At 70.6% G+C, this 12,401-nt stretch carries 14 protein-coding genes; 6 read left to right on the top strand and 8 right to left on the bottom strand.

The genetic code is table 11. The features are described 5' to 3' along the window. Positions 1-186 precede the first annotated feature (186 nt). The 4 genes from AB0I28_RS12130 (at position 187) to AB0I28_RS12115 (ending at position 4,052) form a co-directional block, all read left to right on the top strand. Positions 187-1,320 (top strand): serine hydrolase domain-containing protein, encoded by a 1,134-nt coding sequence (locus AB0I28_RS12130; protein ID WP_357492384.1) that lies wholly within the window; start codon positions 187-189, stop codon positions 1,318-1,320. 78 nt (positions 1,321-1,398) lie between these two features. Then, positions 1,399-1,770 carry a hypothetical protein gene (locus AB0I28_RS12125; RefSeq protein WP_357492382.1) on the top strand — a complete coding sequence of 124 codons (372 nt, stop codon included), beginning with the start codon at positions 1,399-1,401 and terminating at the stop codon, positions 1,768-1,770. 71 nt (positions 1,771-1,841) lie between these two features. Further along, positions 1,842-2,669, top strand: a complete 828-nt coding sequence (locus tag AB0I28_RS12120; protein WP_357492380.1) for an alpha/beta fold hydrolase — start codon at positions 1,842-1,844, stop codon at positions 2,667-2,669. 138 nt (positions 2,670-2,807) lie between these two features. Further along, the gene (locus AB0I28_RS12115) at positions 2,808-4,052 is read left to right on the top strand and encodes an RICIN domain-containing protein (protein WP_357492378.1); all 1,245 of its coding nucleotides are present in this window, start codon (positions 2,808-2,810) and stop codon (positions 4,050-4,052) included. A gap of 45 nt (positions 4,053-4,097) precedes the next feature. Here the strand turns inward: AB0I28_RS12115 and AB0I28_RS12110 are convergent, their stop codons facing one another. From AB0I28_RS12110 to AB0I28_RS12095, 4 genes are all read right to left on the bottom strand, one after another. After that, on the bottom strand, positions 4,098-4,286 hold the full coding sequence (locus AB0I28_RS12110) for a hypothetical protein (protein WP_357492376.1): 189 nt from the start codon (positions 4,284-4,286) through the stop codon (positions 4,098-4,100). A gap of 17 nt (positions 4,287-4,303) precedes the next feature. After that, entirely contained in the window at positions 4,304-5,149 is an 846-nt protein-coding gene (locus AB0I28_RS12105; RefSeq protein ID WP_357492374.1) for a polysaccharide deacetylase family protein, read from the bottom strand. A gap of 101 nt (positions 5,150-5,250) precedes the next feature. Then, positions 5,251-5,778 carry a hypothetical protein gene (locus AB0I28_RS12100; protein WP_357492372.1) on the bottom strand — a complete coding sequence of 176 codons (528 nt, stop codon included), beginning with the start codon at positions 5,776-5,778 and terminating at the stop codon, positions 5,251-5,253. Positions 5,779-5,832: 54 nt separating this feature from the next. Next, the gene (locus tag AB0I28_RS12095) at positions 5,833-6,669 is read right to left on the bottom strand and encodes a PhzF family phenazine biosynthesis isomerase (protein WP_357492370.1); all 837 of its coding nucleotides are present in this window, start codon (positions 6,667-6,669) and stop codon (positions 5,833-5,835) included. 641 nt (positions 6,670-7,310) lie between these two features. Between AB0I28_RS12095 and AB0I28_RS12090 the strand changes: the two genes are divergently transcribed. Then, positions 7,311-8,378, top strand: coding sequence for a hypothetical protein (locus AB0I28_RS12090; RefSeq protein WP_357492368.1), 1,068 nt, complete (start codon positions 7,311-7,313; stop codon positions 8,376-8,378). Between the two features lie 217 nt (positions 8,379-8,595). Here the strand turns inward: AB0I28_RS12090 and AB0I28_RS12085 are convergent, their stop codons facing one another. The 4 genes from AB0I28_RS12085 to AB0I28_RS12070 all read right to left on the bottom strand — a co-directional run bounded on the left by AB0I28_RS12085 (position 8,596) and on the right by AB0I28_RS12070 (position 11,490). Further along, a complete protein-coding gene (locus AB0I28_RS12085) occupies positions 8,596-9,711 on the bottom strand; it encodes a serine hydrolase domain-containing protein (protein WP_357492366.1) in 1,116 nt (371 codons plus the stop codon). Between the two features lie 73 nt (positions 9,712-9,784). Further along, positions 9,785-10,255, bottom strand: a complete 471-nt coding sequence (locus AB0I28_RS12080) for a Clp protease N-terminal domain-containing protein (protein WP_357492364.1) — start codon at positions 10,253-10,255, stop codon at positions 9,785-9,787. 2 nt (positions 10,256-10,257) lie between these two features. Beyond that, entirely contained in the window at positions 10,258-10,485 is a 228-nt protein-coding gene (locus tag AB0I28_RS12075) for a hypothetical protein (RefSeq protein ID WP_357492362.1), read from the bottom strand. Between the two features lie 135 nt (positions 10,486-10,620). Then, a complete protein-coding gene (locus AB0I28_RS12070; RefSeq protein WP_357492360.1) occupies positions 10,621-11,490 on the bottom strand; it encodes a peptidoglycan-binding protein in 870 nt (289 codons plus the stop codon). Positions 11,491-11,671: 181 nt separating this feature from the next. On the opposite strand from AB0I28_RS12070, the gene AB0I28_RS12065 reads away from it, so the two are divergent. Then, a complete protein-coding gene (locus tag AB0I28_RS12065; RefSeq protein ID WP_357492358.1) occupies positions 11,672-12,343 on the top strand; it encodes an NIPSNAP family protein in 672 nt (223 codons plus the stop codon). Positions 12,344-12,401: the final 58 nt, after the last annotated feature.

The raw sequence follows: 12,401 nt of genomic DNA, 5'->3' as shown, positions 1-12,401 counted from the left end.
GCCGGGCCGGGGGACGCGGCCCGGCGGCACCGGGGGAGGTCTTGGACGACCTCCGACCGCCGACGCGTTTCGCCACCAGAGACGACGACATCCCGGCCGTCGCCGGTCCGAAGCGCGTCGGCCGAGGCCGTGAAGCACTAACCTTCGTTACGTGCTTCCCGGTGGCTTCGACGTCAGGGGTTTGTGATGGCAGGGCGGGTCGAGGGCTTCGTCGCGGACGGTTTCGAGCGCGTCGCCGACGCGTTCGCGAGCAACGTCTCCGAGCACGGCGACGTCGGCCAGTGCTGCGTCCACCTCGACGGCCGGCTGGTCGCCGACCTGCGCGCCGGGCTGCCCGACGACGCCGTCGAGGTCGTCTTCTCGGCGACGAAGGGCGCCACCGCCGCGTGCGCGAACCTTCTCGTCCAGCGCGGCCTGCTCGACCTGGACGCCCCGGTCACGCGGTACTGGCCGGAATACGGCGCCGACGGCAAGGAGGAGACCCTCGTTCGCTGGGTGCTGTCGCACAAGGCCGGTGTGCTCGCGCCCGAACCCGGTCTGACCATGGACGACCTCGGCGACTGGGACCGGATCGTCGCGGCGCTGGCGGAGCGGGAGCCGGTGTGGGTGCCCGGCTCGGCGTACGGCTATCACGCGCAGACGTTCGGCTGGCTGGTCGGCGAGCTGGTCCGCCGGGTCGACGGGCGCGGTCTCGGCCGGTTCTTCGCCGAGGAGGTCGCCGGGCCCGCCGAGGCCGACTTCTGGATCGGCTTCCCGGCCGGCGAGGAGCCCCGCCTGGCGCCCCTGTCCGCGCTGGAGGCGGAACCCCCGCCGGGCTTCGATCCCGAGCAGTTCGACATGTCCCAGTACATCGGGCCGCTCCTGATGCCGGCGACGACCCTGAACGGCGCGCTGCCCGACGACATCGTCGAAGCCGCCGCCGACCGGCGCTACCGGGCGGCGGAGCTGGGCGCGGCGGGCGGTGTCGGCAGCGCGAGAGGGCTTTCGCGCATGTACGCCTGGCTGCTGGACGAGTTCGAGCCCGGCACGGTCGCCGACATTCTGCGGCCGGACACCAGCGGACCCGACCGTGTCCTGTCCACCGACGCGATGCCGGTCGAGCAGCGGTTCGGGCGCGGTTTCATGGTGCCCTCACCCGAGGACTCCCCGACCGGCTCGGCGACCTTCGGCCACGAGGGCGCCGGGGGCACGACCGCGTTCGCCGACCCGGAGCACCGCGTCGCGTTCGCCTACGCCACGACCAGGATCATGCTCGGTGCGCCGGGCGGCGATCCGCGCGCCGAAGCGCTGATCGGCGCGGTCTACGACACGCTGCGCTGAGCGGACCGGGCCCACCGCGCGAAGGCGTCGGCGCAGGGCCGCACGCCGAAGCGGTTCCGCCGTTGGTTCAATGACCGCATGGCCAAGAAGAAACCCGCGCCCCGCCGCCGTTTCCTCGTGGTCGCACGCACCGCGTCGGGGTCCTGGCCGCACCCCGTCGAAGTGCGGGTGCATCCGGACGGCGCGAACTCCATCGTCGGGTTCTCGATCGGCCCGCATGCCGCCAACGCGGGCGGGATGGTCCACCTCTACACCGTCCTCGACGAAACGCAGACCGGCTTGAACCCGAACTTCGCGGAGGAGTTCGACGCGGCGGAGCTGCACTGGCTGGTTCCCTTGCTCGTCCGCCTCAACGCCGGCGAGGACGTCACGGATGAGATCGTGTCGGCCTACCGGGAGCGGCACGGCAGAGCACCAGAGACGGTGTTCGTGGAGCGCCGCGGTTCCTGAACGCGCGAGCTGTCCCCACTCGTCGCCGACTCTGGGCGCACCACGGCCCCTCCGGCGGCGAGAGTGGACACATGACCTTTCCCGAGACCACCGAGCACGTGACCCTGCCGCTCGATGACGGCGACGTCCACGTGTGCCTCGACGGGCCCTCCGACGCCCCCACGCTCCTGCTCATCCACGGATCCGCCTCCTCGACCAACTCCTGGGGACCGCTCACGGAGATCCTGGCGAAATCCCATCGCGTCATCCGCATCGACCTGCTCGGCCACGGCCGCTCGGCCAAGCCCGAGAACCGAAGCTACGAGCTCGCCGACCAGGCGCGCCGGGTCGGCGAGGCCATGCGCCTGCTCGGCGTCGCGCACGCGATCGTGGTCGGTCACTCCTCCGGCGGCGCCTGCGCCACCGCGCTCGCCGAGTCGCGGCCCGACCTCGTGGCCGCGCTCGTCCTCATCAACAGCGGGCCGCACCTGGAGGCGCTGACCGCTCCGCCGGTCCCGATCGCGCCCGAGCAGTGGCCGCACATGACCGACGACCACGTACGTCTCGCCATGGTCTCGGCGTTCAGCCGCCCGGGTTACGAGGCCCCGCAGGTGCTCGTCGACGACGTGCGGAGGATGACCTACCACTCCTTCGCGATGTCCATGCGCGGCGCGCGCGGATACCTGGCGCGGCAAGGGCTGCCGGACCGGCTCAAGGCCGTAGGCAAGCCGCTGCTGGTCATCTTCGGCGAGGACGACCGGCGCTGGCGGTCCTCGTCGGCCGCCGATTACCTCGGCGCGGGCGCGCGAGTGGAGATGCTGCCCGGTCTCGGGCACTCGCCGATGCTGGAGGACCCCGACCGGACGGCCGCGCCGCTCCTCGCCTTCACCGCGCTCCAGAAGCGTCCGAGCGCAACATAAGGGCGCGCTCCCTCACCCCACGTATTGACTTCGCCCCATATGGGCGATACGGTGCGCCAACGGAAAACTTACTGACCAGAAAGTAAGTGAACGCGGGAGCCGTCCCGACACGGCTCCCCACCGTGAGCAGGAGGATCCATGAAGCTCTTACGCACGATCATCGCCCTCATCGCGGCCTTACCGCTCATCGTCGCCGCGGCGGCGATGGACCGGCCCGAACCCGCGAGCGCCGACGTGACCGTCAACGCCGGTCCGCTCGTCTTCGCCGACGAGTTCAACGGCGCGGCCGGCACCGCGCCCGACTCCGCCAAATGGCGCTACGACATCGGTGGCGGCGGCTGGGGCAACAACGAGCTGGAGTACTACACCAACCGCACCGACAACGCCTCCCACGACGGCGCCGGCAACCTGGTGATCACCGCCCGCCGCAACAACCCCGGCAACTACGGCTGCTGGTACGGCACCTGCCAGTACACCTCGGCGCGCCTGCTGACCGCGCAGACCTTCACGCAGACCTACGGCCGCTTCGAGGCCCGCATGAAGCTGCCTCGCGGACAGGGCATCTGGCCGGCGTTCTGGATGCTCGGCGACAACATCGGCTCGGTCGGCTGGCCGCAGAGCGGCGAGATCGACATCATGGAGAACGTCGGCTTCGAGCCGAGCACCGTCCACGGCACCCTGCACGGCCCCGGCTACTCCGGCGGTGCCGGTGTGGGCGGCGGCTACACCCTCCCCGGCGGTCAGCAGTTCGCCGACGCCTTCCACACCTTCACCGTCGACTGGGCGCCCGGCGCCATCACCTGGTACGTCGACGGAATCCAGTTCTCCCGCAAGACCCCGGCCGACATCGGCGGCAACCAGTGGGTCTTCGACCACCCGTTCTTCATGATCCTGAACCTGGCGGTCGGCGGGAACTGGCCGGGTTCGCCCGACGGCAGCACGGTCTTCCCGCAGCAGCTCGTCGTGGACTACGTTCGCGTCAACGCTCCCGACGCCGGCGGCACCGCCGGCCGGATTCGCGGCCTGGCGGGCAAGTGCGTCGACGTGGCCTCCTCCGGCACCGCCGACGGCACGAAGGTGCAGCTGTGGACCTGCAACGGGACCGGCGCGCAGAACTGGACCTTCGCCGCCGACGGGTCGGTGCGGGCCCTCGGCAAGTGCCTCGACGTCAGCGGCGGCTCGACCGCCGACGGCACGAAGGTGCAACTGTGGACCTGCAACGGTTCCGGGGCCCAGAAGTGGACCCTGTCCGGGGCCAACGACCTGGTCAATCCACAGGCGAACAAGTGTCTCGACGTGACCGGGAACAACTCCGCCGACGGCACCGCGCTGCAGATATGGACGTGCGGCGGCACCGCCAACCAGAAGTGGTACCGCAACTGACGCACGCTGCACCGCCCGCCTTCGCGGGCGGGCGGTGCCCCACTCTCAGGCGAAGCGCCGCGCGGTCTCTTCGAGGCGGTCCCGGTGGACCGCCCACCGGCGCTCGTCGCGCGCGGGAACGTTGAGGCCGTCGCTTCGGCGGCCGACGGTCCCGCCGGCGAGCTCGCGGACGATGTCACCGTGTCGGAGTGCGCGCAGGCCCGCCGGCAGGTCGGCCTTCGCGGAGATCGTCATTCCGGCAGCCTTCCTCATCACTCGCCGAGGACCTCCGACAGTTTCGCGAAGGTCATGCCGCGCTCGCGCAGCCCTTCGACGATCCCCGGCAGCGCGAGGTGGGTCCGCGGCGCGTTCGGACCGCCGATGTGCATGACCACCACCGAACCCGGTTCGGCGCGGTTCAGCACCGCGTCGACGATCGGCTGGGACGCCTCGGCGAAGGGGTCACCGCTGACCACGTCGCCGTCGACGACGGTCAGCCCGAGCGGGCCGAGGGCCTTGAGCGCGGCCTTGTCGTGGCAAAGGCCGGGGAAGCGGAAGTAGCGGGTCTGGTTGCCGCCGAGGGCTTCGAGTGTCTCGAAGGTGCGCTCGACGTCGGCGCGCATCCGCTCGGGATCGTCCTCGAAGGCGAGCCCGTAGCAGTCGGCGGTGAAGGCCTGGTGCTCGAAGGTGTGGTTGGCCAGCTCGAACAGCGGGTTCCCGGCGATCCGCCGGGCCTCGTCGGCGTACTCCTCGGCCCACATCCCGGTCATGAAGAAGGTCGCCGGGATCTTCTCGTCCTCAAGGTAGGAGAGCAGCTCCTCGTTGTGGAAGGTCTTGACCTCGCCCGACTCGAGTTGGCCGCGCATGTACTCGGTGAGGTCGGCGTCGAAGGTCAGGGCGACCGCGTCGCCGTCCCGTGGACCGTTGTTGACCACGCGGGCCGGTTTCGAGGGGTCGCCGGCGCCGGGCAGCGCGGGCGCTTCGGAGGGGGCGGCCTCAGTGGGGCGGGCGCCGGGAGTGGCGGGGGCGCCGTCACCCGAGGCCCCCTCGCTCGCGCAGCCGGCCAGCACGGCGACCGGGAGGGCCGCGAGGATTCCGAGGGTTCGACGTCGACGCATCCCCAGATCCTGCCGCTGCGCCGGACCGCCGTTCCGTCCTAAGTGTCCAGTGGTGACGACGGTCACTCGGCCGAGGCCGCGTTCGCGGTGCCCGCGGCGGGTCACACCCGTTCACCCGGGCTGAGGAAGCGCGGCGGGGTGTAACCGTCGAAGTCCTTCGGGTCGGCGCAGCTGTGGCCGCTGCCGTCGATGCGGTTGGACAGCACGACGACCTGGTCGGTCGCGGCGGCGTTCGTCGACGAGAGGTCGCCCTCGGCGACGGTCGCCGACCCGTCGCCGGCGACCTCGACGGTCACGTCCGTGCAGGACAGCACGACGCGCTGCGCGTCGATGCCGCAGACCTGCAGTTCGATGCGTTCGTCGACGACGTAGTACCCGCTCACCGGGGTGAGGCTGAGGTGGAAGAAGACCCGGTCGCCCTCGTCGGGAACCTGCGGGTGGGGCGCCAGGCGCCAGTCGGTGACCTCCGCGACCAGGTGTTCATCGTTGCCCTCGCCGCGTGTCACGCCAACGCTCACCCCGGCCACGCCGGGGGGTTCAGGGTCGCAGTCCTGGCCGAGACCGCAGCCGCCGAGGGCGAACGCCGCGGCGAGGACGGTCGCGGGCACGACCGGGAAAAGGCGGCGCATCAAGATCCTTCCAGCGGGGGCCCGAAGACTACCCGGCCCCGGACCCCCGCCGGCCTACAGGCGGACCGCCGAGCCCGACACCCTGATGCCGCTGCCCGGCTCGGCCGGAACGGTCACCGTGATGGTGCCGGGACGGCCCATGTCGTGGCCTTGGTGCACGGTGACCGTCGCCGGAAGGTCGAGCAGGCCGAGTTCACGGAGGTAGCCGCCGAAGGCCGCCGCGGCCGCGCCCGTCGCCGGGTCCTCGACCACTCCCCCTGGCGGGAAGGCGTTGCGGACGTGGAAAACGGTCGGCGACTCGCGCCAGACGAGATGGATCGTGGTCCACTCCTTGCGGGCCATGAGCGCGGCGAGGGCGGGCATGTCGTAGTCGAGGTCGGACAGCCTGGCACGGCTCCCGGCGGCGATCACCGGGTGCCAGTTCCCCGCATAGGCCGAACGCGGCGGAAGGGCCGCGTCGAGGTCGGACTCCGGCCAGCGCAAGAGCCGCAGCAGTTCGGCGAGGTCGCGGCGGGCGATCACGACCGAGGTGGGCGCGACGCTGGTCAGTGTCGCCGAGATGGCACCGTCGCCGCCCCGGCCGGTGGCCACCGGCACATCCCCGATGCGGGTGCGCAGCAACAGGTTCCCTACGCCGTGGCGCTGGGCGTAGGCGACGGCGGTGGCGATGGTCGCGTGGCCGCAGAAGGGGACCTCGGCCAGCGGGCTGAAGTAGCGGACGCCGAGGCTTCCGTCGGATCTCGGGGTCACGAACGCGGTCTCGGAGTAGCCGAGCTCGGCCGCGACGGCGAGCATGCGGGCGGCGTCGGCACCCGAGGCGTCCAGGACGACGCCGGCGGGATTGCCGCCGGCCGGGTCGAGACTGAACGCCGAATAACGCAGGATCTCCATCAGCAGACCGTAACTACGCTGCGTGTTGACTTCATGCCCTTTTCCCCGGCGTGCCCACAGGAAGGCACTTCCGGGCATCCTGCTCACCCGAACGTATGGGATCCGCGCGACCGGGCACATGGAATCGAGGTCCGGTGTACGGCGTCACCCCGGAAAGGTCTCTCCGCACGGATGAGCCGACCGCCGGGAGAATGGATCACGCGCATTCACGCAATTCACTGAACTCACCTCGACGGGATCCCGCCACATTCCCGATCGGGCACCGGAACGTCCCTTTCGGACTGTGCAGATCACTGCTCTTTTCCGGCGCGGGATCGCCTGCGCGCGACAGCGGGGGTCGACGCCAGCTCGCCGCCGCGCCCTCCCGGAGCTGCTCACCGGCTTTACATGGTCCACAGGGGATCGATTCCCGGTGCGCCAATGGCAATCATTTCGCCGCGCACGCCAACGGTTTCATGGCGACCGGAGAATTGCCGAGTCCACCGACTCGCACGGCACGCTCGCTTTTTGCCCGAAAAGGCAGCCAAGCAGCCATGATACGCGTCGCCGAACGGAAAGTCAGGCCACGATCCGACACGTGCGCGACCGGTTCGCCGATAACCTGGGTGGGCTTTACGCAAACCTTCCGAGAAGGAGGCGCAATGAGCGTCAAACGCTGGATGTCGCGGATCGCCGTGACCCTATTGGCCGGCGCCGGCCTGGTCTTAGCCAATCAACCCGCACAGGCCGCGGTCCCCGACCGCGTCGGCTTCGCCCTGTGGTCGGGAGGAGTCGTCTCCCAGGCGGTTCCCGCCGGTACCACCGTCTCACCCGTCGTCCCCGGCCGCTGGCTGGTGAAGTTCCCCGGGCAGGGGATCTCGGGCGGCGCGGTGCACGTCACCGCCGTGCACGACGCCCTCAGTGCCCCCAACGGGCGCTTCTGTCAGGCCGAGCGGTGGGGGATGGACACCGCGGTGCCGCCCAACGAGCTCGTGTGGGTCGCCTGCTACCGCACCACCGGTGTGCTCGACCCCGTTCCCGGCTTCTCGGTGCAGTTCTCGGCGAGTTCAGGGCCCGTCGGCGGTGGGCTGTACGGGTACATGTTCAACACCGCGACGTGCGGTGTGGCCTCCACGTACAACTCCGTCGGCGCCGGTAACACGTGCTTCCACGCCGGTGCGGGTCTGTACTCGATCACCTTCAACGGCCTGGGGACGCCCGGTCCCCGCGACGGCGGTATTCAGGTGACCGCGGTCAAGGCGGGCATGCCCGCGCGATGTCAGGTCGCCAGCTGGAGCTCGGGGCCAGCGGGGCAGTCGTTCCGCATCATGTGCCGCAACCATCTGGGCGTGATGACCGATACGGCGTTCACGGCCACCTACCAGTTCAAGCGGTCGCTGTACGGGCCGGCTTTCCCGCCGAGCCGCTTCGGGTACATCCACAACGCGCCCGGCGTCGGTCCGGCGACGACCAACTACAACTCGGTCACCGGGTCCAACGGAATGGGCGGCGGCCCACCGGTGTGGACGATCAAGTACTACCAGCTCGCGACCAGCGCGCCGGGCAACTCGCAGGCCACCGCCTTCTACACCAACGGCGACAGCTTCTGCGGGCTGCACAGACCGTGGTGGTCGGCGGGTACGGACATCATCGTCGAGGTGAACTGCTTCGACACCGCGGGTAACCCGATCAACTCCGCGTTCACGAGCAGCTTCTCGTCGAGGGTGTAGGACAACGCGCGCCACCCGGGGCAGCGGGTGGTGCGCTTTCGGGCCCTCACCCGTCGACGCCTCAACATCGTGTGGGTCGCGCGCCATTTTCGCGAGAAGCACCGCGCGGGCGAGAAGTCATGGTCGTACACCGAGTCCTGGAACGGATACCTCGCCGCACGAAAGACGCCGGCACGACCGGAACGCGCGCCCGCCACCGGCGGCATCCCGCCCGCCCCTAACCCCCCGCCCCTCCCCCGAACCCCGCCTCCAGCACTTCCGTGAACGCCCCGATGGGGTCGCTCCACTCTCCGCGCGCCCAGTCCCCGTTGCTGTTCACCGTCAGCACGCGCCTTCCGTCCCGCGTCCCGTACGAGTAAGTCCACGAACCGAAGATCGCGCCGCCCATCCCCCACAGCCGCGTCCCGTCACCGAGCCGCAGTGAGGTCACCCCGAGCCCGTAGGCGGTGTCGGCGATCCAGTTCTTCGTCGGGGTCGTGGTGAACATCTCGGCCCTGCCCAGCTCGCCGGACAGCAGCGCCGCGAAGAAGCGGTTGAGGTCACCGACGGTCGAGACCATCGCCCCCGCCGCCCAGTACGGCGTCGTGTTCATCTCCGTGATGTCGTGGACCCGCGCGCCGGGCGACGGATCGTGCAGCGTCGTGTAGTGCCGGGCGTGGGGCCCGTCGATGGTCTCGTCGTCCCCGCGCGGGAGGTAGGTCCCCGACAGGCCGAGTGGGCCGGCGATGCGGGCGTCGATCTCGTCGGCGAGCGCCCGGCCGGAGGCCTTCTCGGCGATCATCCCGGCGAGGACGTAGTTGGTGTTGCTGTACTCCCAGTCGGTGCCGGGCGCGAAGGACGCGGGGTGCGCCATGGCGGCCTCGACGAGCATCCTGGGCGTGTAGCTCTCGTGCTCGCTGAGCGCGGCGGGATCGTTGGTGTAGCTGTAGATCCCGCTGGTGTGGTCGAGCAGGCGCCGGACGGTGACGCGCCAGCCGTCGTGGCCGCCGCCGGTGACCAGTCCGGGCAGCCAGGTCTCGACGGTGTCGTCGAGGCTGAGCCGGTGCTCCGCGGCGAGCTGGAGCACGACGACGGCGACGAAGGTCTTGGTGATGCTGCCGATCCGGAAGCGGTCGGCGTGTCCGCGCGGCTCGCCGGTGGCGGTGTCGGCGACGCCGGCGGTGCCCGACCAGCATGCGTTCCCGTCGCGGATCTCGGCGAGTACGCCGGGCAGTCCGCCTTCGGTGACGGCCCTGTCGAGGACGTGCTGGACGGCGTCGTGGCCGGGGACGGCCGCGGTGCGGGGCAGGGTCGCGGCGTGCCGGCCGGCGCCGGCGCGGAAGAAGGGTCTCATCGGTGCTCCTCGGTGTGGGCGGACGCGAAAAGGGCCTGGTCGTGCCATGACGGAACCGGGTGGGAGGAAAGTCCTAGGCGCCGACCGTCCGGCTCACGCGCTCGACGAGTGCGGTGGTGTCGACGCCGGCGATGGCGAGCGCGCGGGGCACGGTGCCGTTCTGGATCCGCAGGATGGCCAGGAGGAGGTGGGCCGGTCGCAGGTCCTTCTTGCGGGCGGTGGCGAAGCCGCGTTCGAGGACGCCTTTGGCGGTGGCGCCGATCTTCAGTGAGCGCTTGGGCGTGCGGGTCGGCGGCGCGAGGTCGAAGGACGCCAGGTTCACGCCGACGGTGCTGAGGCTGTGCTCGTACTCGCGGCGCAGGGCGTCGTGGACGGCCTGCCGGTCGAGTCCGGCGTCGTGGAGGAGGGGGCCGACGACGGGCTCGGGTTGTGCGGCGACGGCGAGAAGGAGGTGGTGGGCCTCGACGGCCGAGGAGCCGTCGTCATGCGCCTCCTGGCCGGCGCGGTCGATGATCGCGTGCAGGTATTCGTCGATGGGGCTCATCGTCAGCGCCTCCTGAGTTCGACGCCTTCGGCGATGAGCCGCCGGGCGTGTTTCTTGTGGACGGCCTGGCGGGTGACGCCGAGCGCGTCGGCGACCTGTGGCCAGCTCCAGCCTTCGCGCATGGCGCGTTCGACGGCGGTGTCCTCCAGGTGGTCGGCGAGGCGACGGAGCGCCGCGACGGCCGCGAGGGCGTCGGCGGTGTCCTGTACTGCGGGAGCGTCGTCGGACATGAAGCAACTCTAGTTGACTAAACGACGATAGTCAACCTGAGTTGCTCAGCAGAACGCCCTGCCGCAGGCGACTGCGGCAGGGCGGTGGAGTGTCGCGCGGTCGGCCAGTGCCGATGGCCGGTGCGCAGGGTCGGTCTAACCCCGCGAGTACTTCTCCCACCAGGTGAAGGGCACCCGGTAGCTTGAGGGGGTGTTGTCGGCGGCGTGACTGGCCAGCCCGTTCTTGCCGAAGTAGTAGTCGTGCACCTGCGCCTGGGCCTGCTTCGACAGGTCCGGGTCGGCGACCGCCACGGCGTGGATGTGGTAGGCGAAGCCCTGGTCGGGCGTGCGCAGCCAGGCCGCGAAGCCGACCTGCCGCAGCGCCTTGACCAGCTGCCAGCGCTGCGTCGTCGACAGGGAACTCACCCCGATGTCCACCACGCCGCCACCGTCGTGCGTCCCGGCCGAGTCGGGGTTGGACGACGTGTACGAGCCCTGGGTGAGGGTGATCGAGAACGACACCTTGCCGTCGGCGTTGGCGAGCATGCTCTTGGTGCGCGCGTTGACCCGCTTACCGCCGTAGCTCTCGGTCCGCGAACCGGCCCGGACGGGGTGGATCACCGTGTAGCGGTTGGCGCCGAGGCTCGTCAGCGAGGTCGCGCCGGGGAGCCCGTTGGCGTCGATGCCCGTGTACCCCAGCGACTGCTGGTAAGCGGCGTACGCCGTGATCGTCGACGTGCCATAGTGGCCGTCGACTGCGGAGGCCGCGAGGTAGTTCTTGGCGTCGAGCGCCTGCTCCACCGGCAGCACATGCGGTCCGCAGCCCGGAGTGAGTCCGGTGTCGGCCTTCGGCGGGTCGACGAGCGCGGCGACGAGCACCAGCTCCATGTCGACCGTCGCCAGCGCGGCACCCGCCGACGGCGCGGCCCAGACCGAGCCCACCGCGACCGCCGCCGCGGTGGCGGCACCACGGGTGAGAAGCCACCGTCGCGTTCGGTGATTGTCGGTGCCGGAAGGTAATTCCATCGCGTCACTCCATTCTGGCGGGTCGTGCTCCTGCGAAAGGCGCACGAATCAGTGAAATGCTCATATTGGCCCTCGCGCGATCAACTGTCCAGACTTTCGCCGAAAGGTTTCGGAATACCTGACACCAGGTGTCAGCCACCGCCCGTAGCGTTCCCCGCCGGACATCGCATCGGGAGGAACCATGACCGTCTACGAACTGCGCACCTACACGCTGCGCCCCGCCAGACGCGACGACCTCATCGACATCTTCGACGGCGAACTGGTCGAACCGCAGGAGGCGGCCGGTGCCCACATTCTGGGCCAGTTCCGCGATCTGGACGATCCCGACCGCTTCGTATGGCTGCGCGGGTTCGCCGACATGGCGACGCGACGGGAAGCACTCACGGCGTTCTACGGCGGCCCCGCTTGGAAGGCCAACCGGGACGCCGCGAACGCCACCATGGTCGACAGCGACGACGTCCTGCTCCTTCGCCCCGTCCGGCCCGGCTCCGGCATCGCGGCGCGGGGCGAGCGAGCCCCGGCAGGAGCACCGCCGCCGGGGACGGTCGTCGTCGCCACCGTTCACCACCTGACCGAGCCCGTCGACGAGGACTTCCGCGCACGCTTCGAGGCGGCTCTGCCCGTCCTGGCCGCCACGGGCGCCCGCCTCCTGGCCTACCTGGAGACCGAGTACGCGGCCAACGACTTCACCGCGCTGCCGGTCCGCACCGGGGAGCACGTGTTCGCGTGGCTGGCGGCGGAGTCGCAGGACTCGCGCTACACCGACAGTCCCGAATGGACGGTCCTGAGCTCGGCCTCGAAGCGGATCGAGCGGCTTCGCCTCGCCCCGACGGGGAGGTCGCTGATGCGCTGAGACGGCGAGCCGAGGGCGGTGCGTTGACACGGGGGCAACGCGCTGTCAATATCGGCGC

Source organism: Phytomonospora sp. NPDC050363 (assembly GCF_040655735.1).
Lineage (GTDB): Bacteria > Actinomycetota > Actinomycetes > Mycobacteriales > Micromonosporaceae > Phytomonospora.
Note: the sequence above shows the minus strand (reverse complement) of the source record. Positions and strands in the feature narration are given on the sequence as shown.